This is a genomic window from Pseudomonas sp. AC252 (assembly GCF_979258105.1).
Window position 1 is genome coordinate 1,344,529 of record NZ_OZ409837.1, and the last position, 21,164, is coordinate 1,365,692.

At 60.4% G+C, this 21,164-nt stretch carries 17 protein-coding genes; 10 read left to right on the top strand and 7 right to left on the bottom strand.

Annotation, left to right across the window (positions count from 1 at the left end; translation table 11 throughout):
* The first annotated feature begins 157 nt into the window (after positions 1-157).
* From ACZZZ4_RS06325 to ACZZZ4_RS06365, 9 genes are all read left to right on the top strand, one after another.
* The gene (locus ACZZZ4_RS06325; RefSeq protein WP_463547450.1) at positions 158-1,840 is read left to right on the top strand and encodes a flavin monoamine oxidase family protein; all 1,683 of its coding nucleotides are present in this window, start codon (positions 158-160) and stop codon (positions 1,838-1,840) included.
* Positions 1,841-1,852: 12 nt separating this feature from the next.
* A complete protein-coding gene (locus ACZZZ4_RS06330) occupies positions 1,853-2,647 on the top strand; it encodes a carbon-nitrogen hydrolase family protein (RefSeq protein ID WP_463547451.1) in 795 nt (264 codons plus the stop codon).
* 38 nt (positions 2,648-2,685) lie between these two features.
* On the top strand, positions 2,686-5,097 hold the full coding sequence (gene pqqF, locus ACZZZ4_RS06335) for a pyrroloquinoline quinone biosynthesis protein PqqF (RefSeq protein ID WP_463547452.1): 2,412 nt from the start codon (positions 2,686-2,688) through the stop codon (positions 5,095-5,097).
* 156 nt (positions 5,098-5,253) lie between these two features.
* On the top strand, positions 5,254-5,328 hold the full coding sequence (gene pqqA / locus ACZZZ4_RS06340; RefSeq protein WP_003444522.1) for a pyrroloquinoline quinone precursor peptide PqqA: 75 nt from the start codon (positions 5,254-5,256) through the stop codon (positions 5,326-5,328).
* An 81-nt stretch (positions 5,329-5,409) separates the two neighbouring features.
* Positions 5,410-6,321 carry a pyrroloquinoline quinone biosynthesis protein PqqB gene (gene pqqB / locus ACZZZ4_RS06345; protein WP_460121885.1) on the top strand — a complete coding sequence of 304 codons (912 nt, stop codon included), beginning with the start codon at positions 5,410-5,412 and terminating at the stop codon, positions 6,319-6,321.
* A gap of 140 nt (positions 6,322-6,461) precedes the next feature.
* Positions 6,462-7,214, top strand: a complete 753-nt coding sequence (pqqC, locus tag ACZZZ4_RS06350; RefSeq protein WP_039757691.1) for a pyrroloquinoline-quinone synthase PqqC — start codon at positions 6,462-6,464, stop codon at positions 7,212-7,214.
* The gene (gene pqqD, locus ACZZZ4_RS06355; RefSeq protein ID WP_016772874.1) at positions 7,211-7,486 is read left to right on the top strand and encodes a pyrroloquinoline quinone biosynthesis peptide chaperone PqqD; all 276 of its coding nucleotides are present in this window, start codon (positions 7,211-7,213) and stop codon (positions 7,484-7,486) included. Before pqqC ends, pqqD begins: the two co-directional genes overlap by 4 nt.
* Positions 7,458-8,618, top strand: coding sequence for a pyrroloquinoline quinone biosynthesis protein PqqE (gene pqqE / locus ACZZZ4_RS06360; protein ID WP_463547453.1), 1,161 nt, complete (start codon positions 7,458-7,460; stop codon positions 8,616-8,618). The genes pqqD and pqqE overlap by 29 nt, the downstream gene beginning before the upstream one ends.
* Positions 8,584-10,374 (top strand): S9 family peptidase, encoded by a 1,791-nt coding sequence (locus tag ACZZZ4_RS06365; RefSeq protein ID WP_463547454.1) that lies wholly within the window; start codon positions 8,584-8,586, stop codon positions 10,372-10,374. The genes pqqE and ACZZZ4_RS06365 overlap by 35 nt, the downstream gene beginning before the upstream one ends.
* 149 nt (positions 10,375-10,523) lie before the next feature.
* Here the strand turns inward: ACZZZ4_RS06365 and ACZZZ4_RS06370 are convergent, their stop codons facing one another.
* Together ACZZZ4_RS06370 and ACZZZ4_RS06375 are read right to left on the bottom strand one after the other, a co-directional pair.
* A complete protein-coding gene (locus tag ACZZZ4_RS06370) occupies positions 10,524-10,682 on the bottom strand; it encodes a YqaE/Pmp3 family membrane protein (RefSeq protein WP_003228885.1) in 159 nt (52 codons plus the stop codon).
* A 192-nt stretch (positions 10,683-10,874) separates the two neighbouring features.
* Positions 10,875-12,101, bottom strand: coding sequence for an aspartate aminotransferase family protein (locus tag ACZZZ4_RS06375; protein ID WP_463547455.1), 1,227 nt, complete (start codon positions 12,099-12,101; stop codon positions 10,875-10,877).
* A 169-nt stretch (positions 12,102-12,270) separates the two neighbouring features.
* On the opposite strand from ACZZZ4_RS06375, the gene ACZZZ4_RS06380 reads away from it, so the two are divergent.
* Positions 12,271-13,185: a LysR family transcriptional regulator gene (locus tag ACZZZ4_RS06380; RefSeq protein ID WP_024014561.1), complete on the top strand. Its 915-nt coding sequence runs from the start codon at positions 12,271-12,273 to the stop codon at positions 13,183-13,185.
* A gap of 228 nt (positions 13,186-13,413) precedes the next feature.
* Here ACZZZ4_RS06380 and ACZZZ4_RS06385 read toward each other — a convergent pair whose 3' ends face one another.
* The 5 genes from ACZZZ4_RS06385 to ACZZZ4_RS06405 all read right to left on the bottom strand — a co-directional run bounded on the left by ACZZZ4_RS06385 (position 13,414) and on the right by ACZZZ4_RS06405 (position 21,092).
* Entirely contained in the window at positions 13,414-15,192 is a 1,779-nt protein-coding gene (locus tag ACZZZ4_RS06385) for an acyl-CoA dehydrogenase C-terminal domain-containing protein (RefSeq protein ID WP_039757676.1), read from the bottom strand.
* 154 nt (positions 15,193-15,346) lie between these two features.
* Complete coding sequence (locus ACZZZ4_RS06390) at positions 15,347-17,143, bottom strand: acyl-CoA dehydrogenase C-terminal domain-containing protein (RefSeq protein WP_463547456.1); 1,797 nt, start codon at positions 17,141-17,143, stop codon at positions 15,347-15,349.
* Positions 17,144-17,233: 90 nt separating this feature from the next.
* Positions 17,234-18,523 carry a GGDEF domain-containing protein gene (locus tag ACZZZ4_RS06395; protein ID WP_041476719.1) on the bottom strand — a complete coding sequence of 430 codons (1,290 nt, stop codon included), beginning with the start codon at positions 18,521-18,523 and terminating at the stop codon, positions 17,234-17,236.
* A gap of 191 nt (positions 18,524-18,714) precedes the next feature.
* The gene (locus tag ACZZZ4_RS06400; protein ID WP_463547457.1) at positions 18,715-20,520 is read right to left on the bottom strand and encodes a phenylacyl-CoA dehydrogenase; all 1,806 of its coding nucleotides are present in this window, start codon (positions 20,518-20,520) and stop codon (positions 18,715-18,717) included.
* 275 nt (positions 20,521-20,795) lie between these two features.
* Positions 20,796-21,092, bottom strand: a complete 297-nt coding sequence (locus ACZZZ4_RS06405; protein ID WP_016772865.1) for a hypothetical protein — start codon at positions 21,090-21,092, stop codon at positions 20,796-20,798.
* Between the last annotated feature and the right edge of the window lie 72 nt (positions 21,093-21,164).

The window sequence follows — 21,164 nt, forward strand, 5'->3', positions numbered from 1 at the left end:
TGGTCGGTATGCAGCCTGCATTCGTCAGTCTGCACAACAATCAGGCAAAACGACGACACATTGCGTCTTATTAACGCGCTCCACGCTCCCTAGAATGGCGGCATCTTTTCCTATACTCAGACGCGAATCCTGCGTCGGGTCGCCAACAAGGTCAGCCATGAACAACAACAATCGTCACCCTGCAGACGGCAAGAATCCCATCACCATCTTCGGTCCGGACTTTCCGTTCGCGTTTGACGACTGGATCGAGCATCCGGCTGGTTTGGGCAGCATTCCCGAGCAGCACCATGGCGCTGAAGTGGCGATTGTCGGAGCGGGCATCGCCGGTCTGGTGGCCGCGTATGAGCTGATGAAGCTCGGTTTGAAACCGGTGGTGTACGAGGCGTCGAAACTCGGTGGTCGTCTGCGCTCGCAGGCCTTCAACGGCACAGACGCCATCGTCGCCGAGCTCGGTGGCATGCGCTTTCCGGTGTCCTCCACGGCGTTCTACCACTACGTCGACAAGCTCGGCCTCGAAACCAAGCCTTTTCCCAACCCGTTGACCGGCGCGTCTGGCAGCACCGTGATCGATCTGGAAGGCGAAACCTATTACGCCGAAAGCCTGAAGGATCTTCCGGCATTGTTCCAGGAAGTGGCTGATGCCTGGGCGGATGCGCTGGAAGCAGGCTCGCAGTTTTCCGATATCCAACAAGCCATTCGCGACCGTGATGTGCCGCGCCTTAAAGAGCTGTGGAACAAGCTGGTGCCGCTGTGGGACGACCGGACCTTTTACGACTTCGTCGCCACTTCGAAGGCCTTCGCCAAATTGTCTTTCCAGCACCGCGAAGTGTTCGGCCAGGTCGGTTTCGGCACCGGCGGCTGGGATTCGGACTTCCCCAATTCGATGCTGGAAATCTTTCGCGTGGTGATGACCAACTGCGACGATCATCAGCACTTGGTGGTCGGTGGCGTCGAGCAGGTGCCGCAGGGCATCTGGCGCCATGTACCGGAACGTTGCGTGCACTGGCCGGCCGGCACCAGCCTGAAATCCCTGCACCGTGGCGCGCCGCGTTCGGGCGTGAAGAAAATTGCCCACGCACCGGAGGGCCGTTTCGCCGTTACCGACAACAATGGTGACACCCGCGAATACGCCGCTGTGCTGACAACCTGCCAGAGCTGGCTGCTGACTACCCAGATCGAGTGCGACGAAACCTTGTTCTCGCAGAAAATGTGGATGGCCCTCGACCGCACCCGCTACATGCAAGCGTCAAAAACCTTCGTGATGGTCGATCGGCCGTTCTGGAAAGACAAAGATCCGGAGACCGGCCGCGACGTGATGAGCATGACCCTCACCGATCGCCTGACCCGTGGCACCTATCTGTTCGACAACGGCGACGACAAGCCGGGGGTGATCTGCCTGTCGTACTCGTGGATGAGCGACGCGTTGAAAATGCTCCCGCATCCGGTGGAAAAACGCGTTGAGCTGGCGTTGAACTCGTTGAAAAAGATCTACCCGAAAGTCGACATCGCCGCGCGGATCATCGGCGATCCGATCACTGTGTCGTGGGAAGCCGATCCGTACTTCCTCGGTGCCTTCAAAGGCGCCCTGCCCGGCCATTACCGCTACAACCAGCGCATGTACGCGCACTTCATGCAGGACGATATGCCAGCGGAGCAGCGCGGTATTTTCATCGCTGGCGACGATGTGTCGTGGACACCGGCGTGGGTCGAAGGCGCGGTGCAGACTTCGCTCAACGCGGTGTGGGGCATCATGAAGCATTTCGGCGGTTCGACACATAAAGAGAACCCGGGCCCGGGTGATGTGTTCAAAGACATCGGCCCTATCGCCCTGCCCGAGTAAGAGGATTCCCCGATGCGCGTAGCCGTTTACCAATGTCCACCGTTGCCACTGGACCCCGCCGCCAACCTGCAGCGTCTGCATCAAGTAGCAATGGAGGCCAAGGGCGCTGATCTGCTGGTGCTGCCGGAGATGTTCATGACCGGCTACAACATCGGCGCCGAAGCGGTGAGCACGCTGGCCGAGGTCTATAACGGCGAATGGGCGCAGCAGATCGGCCGGATCGCCAAGGCTGCGGGTCTGGCGATCGTATACGGCTACCCCGAGCGCACCGCCGACGGGCAGATCTACAACGCCGTGCAACTGATCGACGCCCACGGCGAGCGCCTGTGCAATTACCGCAAGTCGCATCTGTTTGGCGATCTCGACCGGTCGATGTTCAGCCCCGGTGACTCCGAGTTGCCGGTGATTGAATTGAACGGCTGGAAGCTCGGCTTCCTGATCTGCTATGACTTGGAGTTTCCGGAAAACGCGCGTCGTCTGGCCTTGGCCGGCGCCGAGCTGATCGTCGTACCGACAGCAAACATGGTTCCGTTCGACTTCGTCGCCGACGTCACCGTGCGTGCCCGCGCCTTCGAAAACCAGTGCTACGTGGCTTACGCCAATTACTGCGGACATGAAGGCGATATCCAGTATTGCGGGCAAAGCAGTATTGCCGCGCCGGACGGTAGCCGTATCGCCCTGGCAGGTCTGGACGAGGCGTTGATCGTCGGTGAACTGGACCGCCAATTGATGAACGACTCACGCCAGGCCAACCGCTACCTCAGCGATCGCAGGCCAGAGCTTTACGGCGCGCTCAACCGCCGCTAATCCGCTAGCATGGGCACTTCACTGTTCTGGAAGTGCCCATGCCTGCGCCGACTCATCCCCGCCCCCACACTGAAACACTGGCCAACGGCCTGCGCGTGACCCTGCGCCACGTGCCCGGTCTCAAGCGCAGCGCTGCCGCGTTACGCGTGGCGGCCGGCAGCCATGACGTGCCATTGGCATGGCCGGGGCTGGCGCATTTCCTTGAGCATTTGCTGTTTCTCGGCACCGAGCGTTTTCCCACAGATGAAGCGCTGATGGCCTACGTGCAGCGTCACGGCGGGCAGGTAAATGCCAGCACCCGTGAGCGCACCACGGATTTTTTCTTCGAGCTGCCAGTATCGTCGTTCAGCGCCGGGCTCGAGCGTCTGTCAGAAATGCTCGCCCGACCGCGTATGAATCTGGACGATCAACTGCGTGAACGGGAAGTGCTCCAGGCGGAATTCGTCGCCTGGTCGCAGGATCCGACAGCGCAACAGCAGTTTGCCTTGTATGAAGGTTTGCCAGCGGAGCACCCGTTGCGCGGGTTTCATGCGGGCAATCGGGACAGCTTGCAGGTCGAATCGTCAGGGTTTCAGTCGGCGCTGAAAGATTTCCATCAGCGCTTTTATCGAACCGGGCAAATGAGCCTCAGTCTGGTCGGTCCACAGAGTATTGATGAATTGCGGGAGCTGGCGCGGCAATTCGCAGCGGTGTTGCCGGTTGGGGATAAAGTTGCCCAGGCTGCACCGCCACCGCTGACGGTGAGAAGTTATCAACAGGTTGGCGCTCACGCGAACCTGTTATTCGCCTTCGACGGCTTACACGCTTCCTCCGCAGAAGCGATGGCCTTTCTCTGCCGATGGTTAAACAGCGCCAAACCCGGTGGATTGCTTGCACATTTGCGCCAGCAAAAACTGGCCGATGGTTTGAAAGCCGCGCCGCTTTATCTATTTGCCGGGCAATCCCTGCTGCATCTTCAATTCAATGCCGCCGGCGAACGACTGGGTGCCATTCGCGAACAACTGCTGGACTGGCTGAGCTTCTTCGCCCGCCAGGACTGGACGCCGTTGCGCGAGGAATACGCCGCCCTGCTTCAGCGCCAGCAGCAAGTCAGCGGCGCGTTGCAACTAGCGCGCATCGACGTTGAGCAGAAAGAATCAGGTCTGTCCGAGTCGGGTGTTGCCGGACTTGCGCACATCCTTCGCGAAATCGGTGGTGTGGATAACTTCAGCGATCATTGGCACCTGCCCGCCGCGAACCCGTTCCTGCGCGCCAATGAACCGCTAGCCAACGCCGGGCTGATTCGCGGCCAGACCAGCGCCCACCGAGGCCTGCGCACCTTCGCCCAGGATCGCTCGCGCAGTCGTCGCGAACGGTCGCCGATGCACTTCAGCCAGGCACTGCCAGACAACAGCGATGAGGGCGCGATTTACCTGCGCTGGCAGGTCGAGACCGCAGCCAGCGCCGATCTGCGCGCAAGACTGCAGCGCGGTCTGCGTCAGATCCGACAGGATGCGTCCGAAGCCGGAGTGGACTTGTCTTTCAGCGCCGCAGGTAACCAATGCCTGTTGAAAATGACCGGATTACATGACCCGATGCCCAGCGTCCTGGAGCACGCGCTGAAATGTCTGACGATGATCGATGCCGATTCGCCGCGCGACGAGGTGCAGATACCGTCGATGCCGATCCGCCAACTGCTCGAAGCGTTGCCGGAAAAATACCTGCCCACGATTGAAACCCGCGATGACGCCAAACAGCTGTGGACAACTTCGCGCTGGGACGGCCTCGCTCTTGGACTGAATCAACAGACCCAATCAGCCATGGGTCTGGCGCTGAGCCGCATTCCCGGCACACCGGACAATCAGCTACCAGTGACACCGATCACCCAAGGCCAGTACCACTGGAGCCAGATCAACACGGCTTCCAGCGAACACGCCTTGCTGCTGATCTGCCCGACCGCCAGTCGTGACATCGCTGATGAAGCCGCGTGGCGCCTGCTCGCACAGCTGTGCCAGACGCCTTTCTATCAGCGCCTGCGCGTCGAATTGCAATTGGGGTACGCCGTGTTCAGCGCGCTGCGTCAGGTGCACGGCACGACTGCGATTGTCTTTGGCGTGCAATCGCCGACAGCCTCTGCGGCGATCCTGCTTGAACACATCCAAGCGTTCTTCAACGGCATTCCGGCGATGATCGAAACGCTTGGTGATGCAGGCCTCAAGCAACAAAGCCAAAACCTCGCCGACCAATTCAATCCGGCGACACAGTCCAACAAGGACGCTGCCGAACTTCTGTGGCAGGGTAAACTCGCCGGCCATTCGTCGGATTACCGTGAGCAATTGGTTACGGCGATCCAGCAGCTGGATCACCAGGCTTTGCTGGCCGCTGCGCAGCGTCTGATCAATGCCGATGGCGGCTACCACTGTCTGGCCAATGAACCGATGCCCGGCGCGCCGTGGCAAGCGACAAATTGATCATTACCGAGGCTGCAAGGAGCTTTCTCAAAGATTCACGGGTCACGCCGTTGAAATTTTGAGTAACATAGCCGCCTAACTAATTGGAACATCACCGCGCTGCCGTGGACTATAACTATGGATAGCGCTATCCCAACCCTCAGAAGGAGACATCTCATGGCCTGGACCAAACCTGCTTACACCGACCTGCGCATCGGCTTCGAAGTCACCATGTACTTCGCCAGCCGCTGAGTTCTGCTTACGCAGATTCGCAGTGCAACGCCTCGGCTCGCCGAGGCGTTTTATTTTCCGCGTTGAAATGATGGAGCGTTCATGTTCGTCCAGATTCTGGGTTCGGCCGCCGGTGGCGGTTTTCCGCAGTGGAACTGCAACTGCGTCAACTGCGCAGGCTTTCGCGACGGCAGCCTGAATGCCAAGGCCCGCACCCAATCGTCCATCGCCATTTCCGATGACGGCGTGAACTGGGTGTTGTGCAATGCCTCGCCGGACATCCGCGCGCAACTGCAAAGCTTTGCCCCGATGCAACCGGGCCGGGCCCTGCGCGACACCGGCATCAGCGCGATCATCCTGATGGACAGCCAGATCGACCACACCACCGGCCTGCTCAGCCTGCGCGAAGGCTGCCCGCATCAGGTCTGGTGCACGGACATGGTTCACGAAGACCTCAGCACCGGTTTCCCCCTGTTCAAGATGCTCACCCACTGGAACGGCGGGCTGGAATGGAACCGCATCGAACTCGACCAGAGCTTCACTGTAGCGGCCTGCCCGAACCTGCGTTTCACCCCGTTACCGTTGCGCAGCGCCGCGCCGCCGTATTCGCCGCATCGTTTCGATCCGCATCCGGGCGACAACATCGGCTTGATCGTTGAAGACCTCAACACCGGCGGCAAGCTGTTCTACGCGCCGGGGCTGGGCAAGGTCGATGCGCCGCTGCTGGAAATCATGTCCGGCAGCGATTGCCTGCTGGTCGACGGCACAATGTGGGATGACGATGAAATGCAGCGCCGTGGCGTCGGCACCCGCACCGGTCGCGAGATGGGCCATCTGGCGCAGAACGGCCCCGGCGGCATGCTCGAAGTGCTGGAGCAGTTGCCCGAGCAGCGCAAGGTGCTTATCCACATCAACAACACCAACCCGATCCTTGACGAGGATTCGCCGGAGCGTGCCGAGCTGGCGCGGCGTAATGTTGAAGTGGCGTTTGATGGCATGAGCATCGTGCTTTAAGCAATCGAGACCGCTGCGCGGTCTATCGCGAGCAGGCTCACTCCTACAATGGAATGCGATCAACTGTGGGAGCGAGCCTGCTCGCGAAGTGGCCAGCACTGACACCAAAGATTTCCAGTGGTTGTTCCCGGAGAACAGACATGACCGACACCCCGCTGTCCCCCGCCGAATTCGAAGCGGCCCTGCGCGCCAAAGGCGCCTATTACCACATCTATCACCCCTACCACGTGGCGATGTATGAAGGCCGCGCGACTCGCGAGCAGATTCAGGGCTGGGTCGCCAACCGCTTCTACTATCAGGTGAACATTCCCCTGAAAGACGCAGCGATCCTCGCCAACTGCCCGGATCGGGAAATCCGCCGCGAGTGGATTCAGCGCCTGCTCGACCACGACGGCGCGCCCGGTGAAGACGGCGGCATCGAAGCCTGGCTGCGTCTGGGTCAGGCTGTCGGCCTCGATCCGGATCAGTTGCGCTCCCAGGAGCTGGTATTGCCCGGCGTGCGTTTCGCCGTCGATGCCTACGTCAACTTCGCCCGTCGCGCCAGTTGGCAGGAGGCGGCAAGCAGCTCGCTGACCGAATTGTTCGCGCCGCAGATCCACCAGTCGCGCCTGGACAGCTGGCCGCAGCATTACCCGTGGATCGACCCGGCCGGTTATGAATATTTCCGCACTCGTCTCGGTCAGGCGCGGCGTGACGTCGAGCATGGGCTGGCGATCACCCTTGAGCACTACAAGACCCGTGAAGGCCAGGAGCGCATGCTGGAAATTCTCCAGTTCAAACTGGACATTCTTTGGAGCATGCTCGATGCCATGAGCATGGCCTACGAACTGAACCGTCCGCCGTATCACAGCGTGACCGAACAACGGGTCTGGCATAAAGGAATCATCTTATGAGTTTCGACCGCAGCAAAGTGCCGAGCTGGCGCCCGGGCTATCGCTTCCAGTACGAACCGGCGCAAAAGGGCCATGTGTTGCTGTACCCAGAGGGCATGATCAAGCTCAACGAAACGGCCGCGCTGATTGGCGGCCTGATTGACGGTGAGCGTGATGTCGCGGCGATCATTGCCGAACTCGACAAGCAGTTCCCCGGCGTGCCCGAGCTCGGTGATGACGTCGAGCAATTCATGGAGGTTGCCCGTGAGCAACACTGGCTCACCCTTGGCTGATGTGCCGGCCAAACCGGAAGTCGGCCTGCCGCTGTGGCTGCTCGCCGAGCTGACCTACCGTTGCCCGCTGCAATGCCCGTACTGCTCCAATCCGCTGGATTTCGCCGAGCAGGGCAAAGAGCTGACCACCGAGCAATGGATCAAGGTGTTCCGCGAAGCGCGCGAGATGGGCGCGGCGCAATTGGGCTTTTCCGGCGGCGAACCGCTGGTGCGCCAGGACTTGGCCGAACTGATCCGTGAAGCGCGGCAGTTGGGTTTCTACACCAACCTGATCACTTCCGGCATTGGCCTGACCGAGCAGAAAATCAGCGACTTCAAAAAGGCCGGGCTCGATCACATCCAGATCAGTTTTCAGGCCAGCGACGAGCAAGTGAACAACCTGCTCGCCGGCTCGAAAAAGGCCTTTGCGCAGAAGCTGGAAATGGCGCGTGCGGTGAAGGCGCACGGCTATCCGATGGTGCTGAACTTCGTCACCCATCGGCACAACATCGACAAGATCGACCGCATTATCGAACTGTGCATTGCGCTGGAGGCCGACTTCGTCGAACTCGCCACTTGCCAGTTCTACGGCTGGGCGCAGCTCAATCGTGTGGGTCTGTTGCCTACCAAGGAACAACTGGTGCGCGCCGAACGCATCACCAACGAATACCGGGCCAGGCTGGAAGCCGAAGGGCATCCGTGCAAGCTGATATTCGTCACGCCGGACTACTACGAAGAACGCCCGAAAGCCTGCATGAACGGCTGGGGCAGCATCTTCCTGACCGTCACCCCGGATGGCACCGCCCTGCCCTGCCATGGTGCGCGCCAGATGCCTGTGCAGTTTCCCAACGTGCGCGATCACAGCATGCAGCACATCTGGTATGACTCGTTCGGCTTCAACCGTTTTCGCGGTTACGACTGGATGCCCGAGCCGTGCCGCTCTTGCGACGAGAAAGAAAAAGACTTCGGCGGCTGCCGCTGCCAGGCGTTCATGCTCACCGGCGACGCCAGTAACGCCGACCCGGTGTGCAGCAAGTCCGAACATCACGGCGTGATCCTCAAGGCCCGCGAAGAAGCCGAGACCGCCACTCAAACCATCGAACAACTGGCCTTTCGCAATGAACGAAACTCACGCCTCATCGCCAAGGGCTGAGCCTTTCAGCGCCGCCCAGGCCGTCGCCGCCGGAACCGACTTCGCCGAACTGCAACTCGGCGTCCACGGCGTGTTCTGGAATGAATACCGCCCCGAGGACGCCGCGTGCCGAATCTGGCATTGGCGCGATGGCGTGGCGAAACGTCTGACGCCGGACGGTTTCAGCGTGCGTAGCCGCGTGTACGAATATGGCGGTGGTGCGTTTTGTCTGACGCCTGACGGGGTGGTTTTCATCAATGAAGCGGATCAGCAGATGTATCGGCAGGCGCTGGATGGCGCGCCGGTCGCGCTGACGTCGACTGACTGCCGCTACGGCGATCTGCAATTCGCCGCTGGCCGGGTGTTGGCAGTTGAAGAGCAGCATGATCAGCATCGACTGGTGGCGATTGATCTGGACACCGGAACGCGACAGGTGCTGGCCGAAGGTGCAGATTTTTATGCGTCGCCAACGCTGAGCCCGGACGGCCAGCGGTTGGCATGGATCGAGTGGAGCCAACCGCATCAGCCGTGGACCTCGACGCGCTTGATCGTCGCGGAAGGTGATTTTTCCGGACCTCGTTGTATTGCCGGCGAGCAGATTGAGGAGTCGATCCAGCAGCCGCGTTTCGACGCCGACGGCCGGCTCTACTGCCTGACAGATCGTGGCGGCTACTGGCAGCCGTGGGTCGAAACATCTGACGGTTTGCACGCGCTACCGAGTGCCGAGGCCGATCACGCGCCCGCGCCCTGGCAACTGGGCGGCTGCACTTGGCTGCCTGTCGGTGATCAATTTTTAGCCAGCTGGAGCGAGGCTGGTTTCGGCCGCCTGGCCCTTGGTAGTGAGGATTTCAGCGGCGACTACAGCCGCTTCCGTCACCTGGCAGTTGATCAGCAGTTCATCTACTGCATTGCCGCCTCGCCGGTCAGCCCGTCGGCAGTGATTGCCATCGATCGTGCTTCTCACGCAGTGAAAGTCCTCGCTGGCGGCGTGGCGCCATTGCCCGCCGAACGCATCAGCCGTCCGCAGACCTTGCGTTATCCGAGCGGCTCCGGCGAAGCGCACGGTTTCTTCTATTCGGCCATGAACGGTGAAGCGAAACCGCCGCTGGTGGTGTTTATCCACGGCGGCCCGACGTCGGCGTGCTATCCGACCCTCGATCCGCGTATCCAGTACTGGACCCAGCGCGGCTTCGCCGTCGCCGACCTCAACTATCGCGGCAGCAGTGGCTATGGTCGCGAATATCGGCAAGCGCTGCATCTGTGCTGGGGCGGGGTGGATGTCGAGGATGCCTGCGCGGTGGTCAGCTACCTCGCGGACCAAGGTTTGATCGATGGTGAGCGCGCGTTCATTCGCGGTGGCAGTGCAGGTGGTTACACGACATTGTGCGCGCTGGCGTTCAGACAGGTTTTCCGCGCAGGCGCCAGCCTTTATGGCGTCAGCGATCCGGTGGCTTTGGCACGGGCCACGCACAAGTTCGAGGGCGATTATCTGGACTGGCTGATCGGCGATCCCGAGCGAGATGCCGAACGCTATGCCGCCCGCACGCCACTGCTGCACGCAGACAACATTCGCGTGCCGGTGATTTTCTTCCAGGGTGAACTGGACGCGGTGGTCGTGCCGCAACAGACCCGCGACATGGTCGCGGCGCTGGAGCACAACGGCATCCCGGTCGAAGCGCATTACTACCCTGACGAACGCCACGGCTTTCGTCGCGCGGCTAACCAGGCGCATGCACTGGAGCAGGAGTGGACGTTTTATCGGCGGGTGATGGGCTGAATGACTGAGCCCTCACTTTGAGACTGCGTCGCTCAATCGCGGGCAAGCCCGCTCCCACAGGTTATTTGGTGTACACAAAAATTGTGATCCCTCATAACACTGTGGGAGCGGGCTTGCCCGCGATAGCTATTGATCAGACGCCACTGAACTCAACGCTTGGCGATGATATACACCGCATGCACGATCCCCGGAATGTAGCCGCACAACGTCAGCAGAATGTTCAGCCAGAACGCCCCGCCAAACCCGACCTGCAGAAACACGCCCAGTGGCGGCAACAGAATAGCGATGATGATGCGAATGAAATCCATGGGGCAGCTCCTGAATGGGGGTTGGCTCACTTGAGCCATACAAGCTAATCGACCCGCGCCGTTCGTCAGGGTTCATTACGCTTGCTATTTGATCGCCAGCATCACAAAAAAACGCCCCACGCCAAAAGAATCAGGCGTGGGGCGTGCGTTATACCGCGAGACGGTTCGGGTAATCGGTTGGGGCACCTCAGCTCAGACGGCAATGCCCTTGCGGCATTGCAATTGGACGGTGCGCACTCGCGAGAAGGCGCGGCCCAGGCGCAGGAGCATTTCGTCGATGTTGGCTTTGCTGACAGTGAGGGCCGGGGTGAAGCGCAGGCAGTCAGGCTGCGCAGCGTTCAATATCAGGCCTTCGTGAAGTGCGGCGTGAACGACGGCGTCGGCGCATTCGGCGGACAGCGTCAGCCCGTAAAACAGGCCTTGGCCGCGCAACTCGCCGTGCCCGTAGCGGTGCGCCAGTCGCGCCAGGCCTTCGCGCAGGTGCTGGCCGCTGTCGTTGACCTGCTGAAAGAAGCTGCGGTCATGGATGCTGTCGAGCACTACCAGACCGGCCGCCGTGATCAAGGCGTTGCCGTGATGGGTGCCGCTCAGCTCGCCGATGGCGAAACAGCAAGCCTTGCCTCGCGCCAGCAAGGCCGCTAACGGCAAGCCGCCGCCGAGGCCTTTGCCGAGCACGACGATATCGGCGCGAATCCCGTAGGACTGTTCGGCAAGCAAGCTGCCGCAGCGGCCCATACCCGTCTGCAATTCGTCGAGAATCAGCAGAATGCCCAGGTCACGACACAGTCGCTCGACCCCTTTGAGGTAATGCTCGGTCGCCGGAATGACCCCGGCATCGCTCTGGATCGGCTCCAGCATGATTGCTACGGTTTGCGCGTCGACCGCCGCATGCAGCGCTGGCAGGTCATTGAATGGCACTCGATCGACCGTCGCCAGACTGCGGCCATGGCAACCCTGCTGCGCCACGATGATCCGCGAGGCGCCGCTGCGATGCAGTTGCCCCCATTTGCGCGCCAGTTTGATCGCCGCGTCACAAGCCTCGCTGCCACTGTTGAGCAGGTACGCCTGATCGCTGGACGTGCTGGCGCACAAACATTCGGCGAGGCTGAGCATGCCGCGATTATGCAGATTGCACCCGGGATTGATCAGCGCTTGGGCCTGATTGGCGATGGCTTTGACCAGCGCCGTGGGGCTGTGGCCAAGGCTGTTGGCGCCGCCAGCCTGGGAAAAGTCGAGGTAGGCGCGATCGTTGCTGTCCCACAGCCAGGAACCCTGGCCCCGAACGAACACTTGATACGGTCGCTCGACACCGGGCATCAGGCGTTGGGCATTGAGGTGATCGGTCATAGTGGATGGCCCCGCCTCGAAGGTGAGGTCATCCAGACTTGGCGTCTGGCGCCGCAAACTGAACAGATTCATGCGAAAAAACCTCGCTTGAGGTTTTTTGAACTGCCTATGTAAGCACTAACGAAGCAAATGGGATGCATCACGCTTTCTGGCCCTGTAAGCCTTGTGAATGCGGTTAGACTAGGCGCGCAACCGGCTTCAAGCCATTTCGATTTCCCAGCCATTTCTATAAGCGCTACTTATGGATTTCAAGCAACTGCGTTATTTCGTCGCGGTCTACGAAGAAGGCCATGTCGGCCGTGCGGCTGAGCGCTTGTCGATCTCGCAACCGGCGCTGTCGCAACAGATCCGACAGCTGGAGCAGAACCTCGACGTCACCCTGTTCGAACGCAGCAGTAAACGCCTGCTGCCGACTCTCGCTGCGCACACGCTGTACAACCACGCGTTGCCGCTGCTCGATGGCTTGCAGCGGGCGCGCGAGGCATTGGGTAATTTCAAGGGGCAGGCGTTGCGCACCCTGGCGATCGGTGTGCTGCAAACGGTGCACACCAGCCTTGTGCCGCAAATGCTCGAGCGTGTGCGCAAGGCGCAGCCACATCTGGTGGTGCAGATCTATGAACTGACCGGACTGGAAATCGAGCGGCGTCTGCTCAATGGTTCGCTGGACATCGGTATCAGCTATCTGCCACCGCGCCAACCCGGTCTGCACGGGGTGTTGCTGTATGAAGACGAACTGACGCTGGTGATCCCGGCAGACCATCCATTGCGCGAGTTCAAGAAAGTCTCGATGCGCCAGGCCGCTGAGTTGCCCATGTTGCTGCTCGGCGAAGAATTCCAGATCCGGCAGATCTGGCAGGCACAACTGACCAGCCTCGGACGACGCCCGCAGGTGCAGGCCGAGTTGAACAATATGTTGGGGATTCTCGACAGCCTGCCACACACCCGGCTGGCGACGGTGCTACCGGGACGTTCGCAAAAGGAATACGACGATGAAGATCTGCTGTGGAAACCGCTGAGCGAGCCACGGGTGCCGTTGCAAGTTGGCCTGGTGTGCCGCGATGTACAACGCCAGCAGGCCTCGTTGGCATTGCTGCGGACATTGCTTGAAGAGGTGATCGATCGCGAAGTGAAGCCGCCCCTCGATCCGCTCGCCTGAAACTTTTCTTCAGGCAAAAGAAAACCCCGCCGAAGCGGGGCTTTGCAGACTGTTTCCCTGACATCCATTTCACTCCGCCACCCTGGCAGAATCCTACGTGTCCGTGTTGTTTACTTTGCGCTTCCTGCGCGACGTCCATGAAACGTAGATTAGCCGTGGATCCAATGTACGCATATGGGAGAACAGCAGCACGTCACGTAAGCAAATGCTTACATGACGTCTACAGGATCAAAACTGTGCCGCATCCAGCAGGAACAGCGACTCGCTACCGGCCTTGACCGACGCGCTCAACGAGTGAATACGTGGCAGCAGACGGGCGAAATAGAAGCGTGCGGTACCCAGCTTGCTCGCATAGAAATCATCTTGCGCTTCCTTGCCCAGCGAGGCTTTGGCCATCAACGCCCACATGTAGGCGTAAGCGGTGTATCCGAACGCTTGCAAATATTCGACCGAGGCCGCGCCAATTTCGTTCGGATTGTTTTTCGCCCGGTCCAGCAGCCACGCGGTCAGCTCGTCGAGGGTGTCGACGGCATCGTTCAACGGCTTGGTGAACTCGCCCAGATCGGCACTGGCGGTGGCGGTGAAATGACGGATCTCGTCAGCGAACAATTTGTAGAACGCACCGCCACTGCCAACGATCTTGCGACCCACCAGGTCCAGCGCCTGAATCCCGTTGGTGCCCTCGTAAATCTGGGTGATGCGCACGTCACGCACCAGTTGCTCCTGGCCCCACTCGCGGATGTAACCGTGGCCGCCGAAAATCTGCTGGCCATGAACGGTGGTTTCCAGACCCAGGTCGGTCAGGAAGGCTTTCGCTACCGGCGTCAGCAACGCCACCAGATCTTCCGCACGCTTGCGGGTGGTCGCGTCTTCGCTGAACTTGGCGGTGTCGAGTTGCATCGCCACATAAGTGGAAAACGCCCGGCCGCCTTCGTTCGAGGCTTTCATGGTCAGCAGCATGCGCCGCACGTCCGGGTGAACGATGATCGGGTCAGCGACTTTGTCCTTGTTCTGCGCACCGGTCGGCGAACGGCTCTGCAGGCGATCACGCGCATATTCGACGGCGTTCTGATAAGAGCGCTCGCCCGTGGCCAGGCCTTGAATACCAACACCCAGGCGCTCGTAGTTCATCATGGTGAACATCGCGGCCAGGCCTTTGTTCGGTTCGCCGACCAGATAGCCCACCGCTTCGTCGAAGTTCATCACGCAGGTTGCCGACGCCTGGATGCCCATCTTGTGTTCGATCGATCCGCAGTTGGCCGGGTTACGCGCACCGAGGCTGCCGTCGGCATTGACCATGAACTTCGGCACCAGGAACAGCGAAATGCCTTTCGGACCGGCCGGGGCGTCCGGCAGCTTGGCTAGGACCAGATGAATGATGTTTTCGGTGAGGTCGTGCTCGCCGCCGGTGATGAAGATCTTGGTGCCGCTGACCTTGTAGGAACCGTCGGCCTGAGGTTCGGCTTTGGTGCGAATAATGCCCAGGTCAGTGCCAGCATGCGGCTCGGTCAGGCACATGGAGCCGGCCCAGATGCCGGCGTACATGTTCGGCAGGTACGCAGCTTTGAGTTCTTCACTGGCGTGAGCGTTGATCGACAGGCAGGCGCCGGCGGTCAGCATCGGATACAGACCGAACGCCAGGCTGGCGGAGTTGACCATTTCTTCGACCTGCGCCGACACGGCTTTGGGCATGCCCATGCCGCCATAGGCCGGATCACCGCCGACGCCGACCCAGCCGCCTTCGGCATAAGTCTGATAGGCCTGTGGGAAGCCGGCCGGCGTGGTGACGGCACCGTCCGCCCAATGGCAACCTTCCTCGTCAGCGGCACGGCTCAGCGGCGCGATGCTTTTGCTGGTGACCTTGCCGGCCTCTTCGAGAATCGCTTCAACGGTTTCGGCGTCGACGGTCTCGGCCAGCGCCGGCAGCTCGGCCCAGAGTTTGGCGACTTCGAACACTTCATTGAGGACGAAGCGCATATCGCGCAGCGGCGCTTTGTAGTCAGCCATGGCAAACCTCGCAAGATCTAAACAGGTGGTTCGTGGAATGATGTTTTCTGAGCCTGAGTGTACCTCAACAACTTTTGCGACACATAGGGTCAACCGGTGACTGATTTGTTATTTTTAGTCACCGTAAAAAATCGCCGCGATCTTTCGATCTGCCCTACAAAGCAAACGCCTCCGCCGGCAAATTCATCAAACAATCACTCCCCGCCTCGATCGCCGCCTGATGCGTAGACGTACGCGGCAGCAAGCGCTTGAAGTAGAACTCGCACGTCGCCAGTTTGCCCTTGAGGAAATCAGCCTCACCCTCGCCAGCCTCCAGCTGTGCCTGGGCAACCAACGCCATGCGCAGCCACAGGTAGCCAAGGATGATGTAGCCGCTGTACATCAGGTAATCCACCGATGCGGCGCCGACTTCGTCGGGGTTCTTCATGGCGGCCATGCCGACCTTCATGGTCAGGTCGCCCCACTGCTGATTGAGCCCGTTCAGTTGCGCGACGAAGCTGCCCAACTGCGGATGGTCGGCGTTCGCTGCGCAGAACTTGTGGACGATTTTGGTAAAGCCCCGCAGCAGCTTGCCCTGACTGCCCAGCACTTTGCGCCCGAGCAAATCCAGCGCCTGAATGCCGTTGGTGCCCTCGTAGATCGGCGCAATCCGGCAGTCGCGCACCAGTTGCTCCATGCCCCACTCACGAATGAAACCGTGGCCGCCGAACACCTGCATGCCGTGATTGGTCACTTCCAGCCCGGTGTCGGTCATGAAGGCTTTGCAGATTGGCGTGAGGAACGCCAATAGGTCTTCGGCTTCCCGACGCGCCTCGGCATCGCTGCTCAGGTGCGCGGCATCAAGCATCTGTGCGGTGAAGTAGGTCAGCGCCCGATTGCCTTCGTTGAAGGCTTTCATGGTCAGCAACATGCGCCGCACATCGGGGTGAACGATGATCGGATCGGCAGGTTTTTGCGGGGCCTTGGCACCGGTCAGCGCGCGCATCTGCAGGCGGTCATTGGCGTACTTGATCGCACCCTGAAAACTCGCCTCGCCCAGACACAGGCCCTGCATGCCGGTGCCGAGTCGCGCGTGGTTCATCATGGTGAACATGCAGTTGAGGCCCTTGTTCGGCTCGCCGATCAGGTAACCGGTGGCGGCATCGAAGTTCAGCACGCAGGTGGCTGAAGCCTTGATGCCCATCTTGTGCTCGATCGAACCACAGGAAACGCCATTGCGCTCCCCCGCTTCGCCTGCCGCGTCGGGGAGAAACTTGGGCACGATAAACAGGGAAATGCCCTTGGTTCCGGCCGGTGCGTCCGGCAGCTTGGCCAGGACCAGATGGATGATGTTATCGCTCAGGTCATGCTCGCCGGCAGAAATGAAGATCTTGCTGCCGGTGATCGCGTAGCTGCCGTCGGCCCGTGGCACCGCGCGGGTCTTGATGATGCCCAGATCAGTGCCGCAGTGGGCTTCGGTCAGGCACATGGTGCCGGTCCACTGGCCAGCGGTGAGTTTGCTCAGGTAAGTGTCTTTCTGCTCGGCGGTACCGTGGGCGTGGATCGCCGACATCGCGCCGTGAGTCAGGCCCGGGTACATACCCCAGGACGTGTTACTGGAACCGACCATCTCGCTGATCACCAGTCCCAGCGAGCTCGGCAGCCCTTGACCACCGTAAGCCGGATCAGCCGCCAAACCGTGCCAGCCGCCCTCGACATATTGTGCGAAGGCCTGCTTGAAGCCTGTAGGCGTTGTTACCACGCCGTTGTCGAAATGGCAGCCCTCTTCATCGCCGCTGCGATTGAGCGGGGCCAGCACGTTCTCGCAGAACTTCGCGCCTTCTTCGAGGATCGCGCTGATCATGTCCGGGCTGGCGTCATGCGCGCCGAGACTGGCGTAGCTGGAGTGGAAGTCGAAGACGTGATCGATCAGAAAGCGCATGTCGCGCAGGGGAGCTTTGTACTCAGGCATGGTGGCTTCTCCGTCAGCAGATTCCTCCAACCTACTGCTGGCCACCACGCGCGACAATCAATGTGCGGGCGCTGAATGCGCCGTCATCACTCAACCCGCAGCGGTATCCATGCGCACCGCGCCACGGCGGTTCTGCCCGAACGCCATGACGCAGTTACGCCCGGCGCCCTTGGCGCTATACAACGCCTGGTCGGCGGACTTGAGCACTTCTTCCGGAGTGCGCTGCTCGACGCGTTCGGCGACGCCGATGCTCACCGTCACCGACACCGCCGAAGCCCCGGAACCGCTGCGGCGCTGTCGACCTTGCTGATCATCCTGCGGGCGGTTTTCCTGGTTGCGCAACTGAATGCTGTAGGAGGCGATCGATTCGCGGATCACTTCCAGGTGCGGCATGCATTCCTCAAGGGTTTTGCCTGCAAACACCAAGGCAAATTCCTCACCGCCGTAGCGATACGCCCTACCGCCACCGCTGATTTTCGACAGTTTGCTGGCGACCAGCCGCAGCACCTGATCACCGACGTCGTGGCCGTGGGTGTCGTTGAATTTCTTGAAGTGATCGACGTCGCTCATCGCCAGCACATAGTTGCGCCCCAGTCGCTGCATGCGTTCGTTGAGCGCACGTCGTCCCGGCAGGCCGGTGAGCTCGTCGCGGAAGGCCATTTGATAGGCCTCATGCGCAACGGCGGCGGCGATCATCAGCATCACCTGGCTGCACATGATGTTCAGGGTGAACGGCAGAATGAAAGTCTTCGGCAACATCCAGAAGACCCCGAGCAAGCCGACCAGTTGCGCCGCGTGCAGCGGGCGCGGGTTACGCCAGTATTGCCAGGCCAGGAGCAGGAAGGCCGAGATGAACACCGGATAGGACAACTGGATCAGACTCATCCACGCGCCGTGCAGCGCCGGCCAGCGGATCTCCGACAACCACAGCAGCAGCGCCTGTGGGTAACTTTGCTCCAGCCCCAGCGCCACGCTGCCAAACGCTAGCAGCACAGCGAACCGCGCGACCATGTCCTGAAACAGATGCGTACGCTCTTGCCACGCTGCGAACAGCCCGAACAACAATGGCAGCAACAGGCAGACCAGATGGAAAACCACCGCAGCGTCTTCGCGGACTTTGCCGTTGTCGCGGTAAAAGTCGGTCTGGGTATCGAGCAGAAAATAGGCGATGTAAACCGTGAGCATCAGAAACAGTTCGCGCTGTCGTCGGTACACCGCGCAATACGCCCCGCCGAGCAACAGAACCAGGGTCGGCAAGACATTGAACAGGGACGTGAAAAACACGCTGAGGTCTTTGACGTACGCAGCCGCCAGCCCCGCAAGCAATAACAGCAGTGATGGCAGGAAATGGCTGAAACGTACAGCGGAAGAACGCGGCAAGGGTAAGCTCCGACCCGTCATAGCAAAGAGATGGCATTGTGCCTGCAAAGTGCGGCCAAGCCCACACAATGTGATCCAGATCACACACGGTCTCTATAACGGCCGGAAGCTCGACTATCTGAGCGATCCGCCAACAAAAAAACCGCTGCCCCCTAACGGGAGCAGCGGTTTTCGTCAGACTGCGTTGAGGCTTAGTAGCCCAGCGCGAAGTCTTCTTCTTTCATGTCCATCAGGTTGCCAGCGCCCGACAGCATAGTGGCCACGTGTGTGCGGGTACGCGGCAGGATGCGCTGGAAGTAGAAGCGCGCGGTCTGCAGCTTGGCGGTGTAGAACGCCTCGTCGGTGGTGCCGGCAGCCAGTTTTTCCGCAGCCAGACGTGCCATGTCCGCCCAGAAGTAGGCCAGGCAGGCATAACCGGAGTACATCAGGTAGTCCACGGAGGCCGCGCCGACTTCTTCGCGATCTTTCATGGCAGCCATACCGACCTTCATGGTCAGCTCGCCCCATTCCTTGTTCAGTGCAGCCAGCGGCGCGACGAATTCCTGGACGGCTTCGTTGCCTTCGTTGTTCTGGCAGAACTTGTGGACGATCTTGGTGAAGCCTTTCAGAGCTTCGCCTTGAGTCATCAGCACTTTACGGCCGAGCAGGTCCAGAGCCTGGATGCCGGTGGTGCCTTCGTACAGCATCGAAATGCGGCTGTCGCGAACGTTCTGCTCCATGCCCCACTCGGCGATGAAGCCGTGGCCGCCGTAGATCTGCACACCGTGGTTGGCGGATTCGAAACCGACTTCGGTCATGAACGCTTTGGCGATCGGGGTCATGAACGCCAGCAGTGCGTCGGCCTTCTTCTTCTCTTCTTCATCGACGCCGTATTTGACGATGTCGACCTGTTTGGCGGTGAAGTAGACCATCGCGCGGTTGCCTTCGGCGAACGCCTTCATGGTCAACAGCATGCGGCGCACGTCAGGGTGAACGATGATCGGGTCAGCGGCTTTGTCCGGCGCTTTCGGGCCAGTCAGCGAACGCATTTGCAGGCGATCGCGAGCGTACTTCAGACCGCCCTGGAAGCCGATTTCGGCGTGAGCCAGACCTTGCAGCGCGGTACCGAGACGGGCGGTGTTCATAAAGGTGAACATGCAGTTCAGACCTTTGTTCGCCGGGCCGATCAGGTAACCGGTGGCGCCGTCGAAGTTCATCACGCAGGTGGCGTTGCCGTGGATGCCCATCTTGTGTTCCAGCGAACCGCAGCTCACTGCGTTGCGCGCGCCAATGGTGCCATCGGCGTTTGGCAGGAACTTTGGAACGATGAACAGCGAGATGCCTTTGGTGCCAGCCGGAGCATCCGGCAGGCGGGCCAGTACGATGTGGACGATGTTGTCGGCCATGTCGTGTTCACCGGCCGAGATGAAGATCTTGGTGCCGGAAACTTTGTAGGAACCGTCGGCCTGAGGCTCGGCCTTGGTGCGCAGCATGCCCAGGTCGGTGCCGCAGTGCGGTTCGGTCAGGCACATGGTGCCGGTCCATTCGCCGGAGACCAGTTTGGTCAGATAGGCTTCCTGCTGCTCAGGGGTGCCGTGCTCGGAGATCGTGTTCATCGCGCCGTGCGACAGGCCTGGGTACATGCCCCACGACCAGTTGGCTTCGCCGACCATTTCGCTGACCGCCAGACCCAGCGACTCAGGCAGGCCCTGACCGCCATGCTCAACGTCGTGCGCCAGACTTGGCCAGCCGCCTTCGACGAATTGCTTGTACGCCTCTTTGAAGCCAGTCGGGGTTTTCACGCCGGACTCGCTCCAGGTGCAACCTTCCAGATCGCCCACGCGGTTCAGCGGCGCCAGTACCTGCTCACAAAACTTGGCGCCTTCCTCGAGGATGGCGTCAACCATGTCCGGCGTGGCGTCTGCGCACGCTGGCAGGCTCTGATAGTGCGCTTCGTAGCCGAGCAGCTCGTCACGAACGAAGCGAATATCACGCAAGGGGGCCTTGTAGTCAGGCATAGCGATAAACCTCTGCTGATGTAACCGGGAATGAACGACCGTGTTGAGTTGTTGTGACGGTCAAACAGTTGTTTGAAACATACGTTTACGCCGAAATCTTGTCAAGCGTCGTTCTTTTGCCATTCGTCATCAGCCTTTCGCAAATGCCGGAGACGACAAATCGCCGCGCCTTCACGTTAGCCACGGACGTTGTAAAAAGATTAGTTGAGCAAGAAGGACTTAAACGAAAAACGCCGCGACAGGGCGCGGCGTTTCGGGATCTAGAACAAACTCATTCAGGCAAACGTATCGATGATCGTCCCGAGCACTTCGTCGGACGCCTTGGCCACTTTCACACCCAGCTCTGCCTGGATCTTGCCCTGCGACAGCTCGACGATATTGCTCGCCAGATCCGATTCCTGCGCGCGATCCACGCCGCGCAGGCGATTGACCTGCACTTCGGACGACTGGCTGGTCACCGAACGTTCGATGGTGTTGTTGGCGATCTGACTGGCCGCCTGATCGACCCGGTTCTGCCCGGACTGAATCGAACTCAGGCCCGCATAAAAAGCTGTGTTGCCGGAGATTTCCATAGTCACTCTCATCCCTGCAAAGGATCAATGGTCGCCATTGAAGCAGACGCGCCAGCAAAACACCCGTCAAAA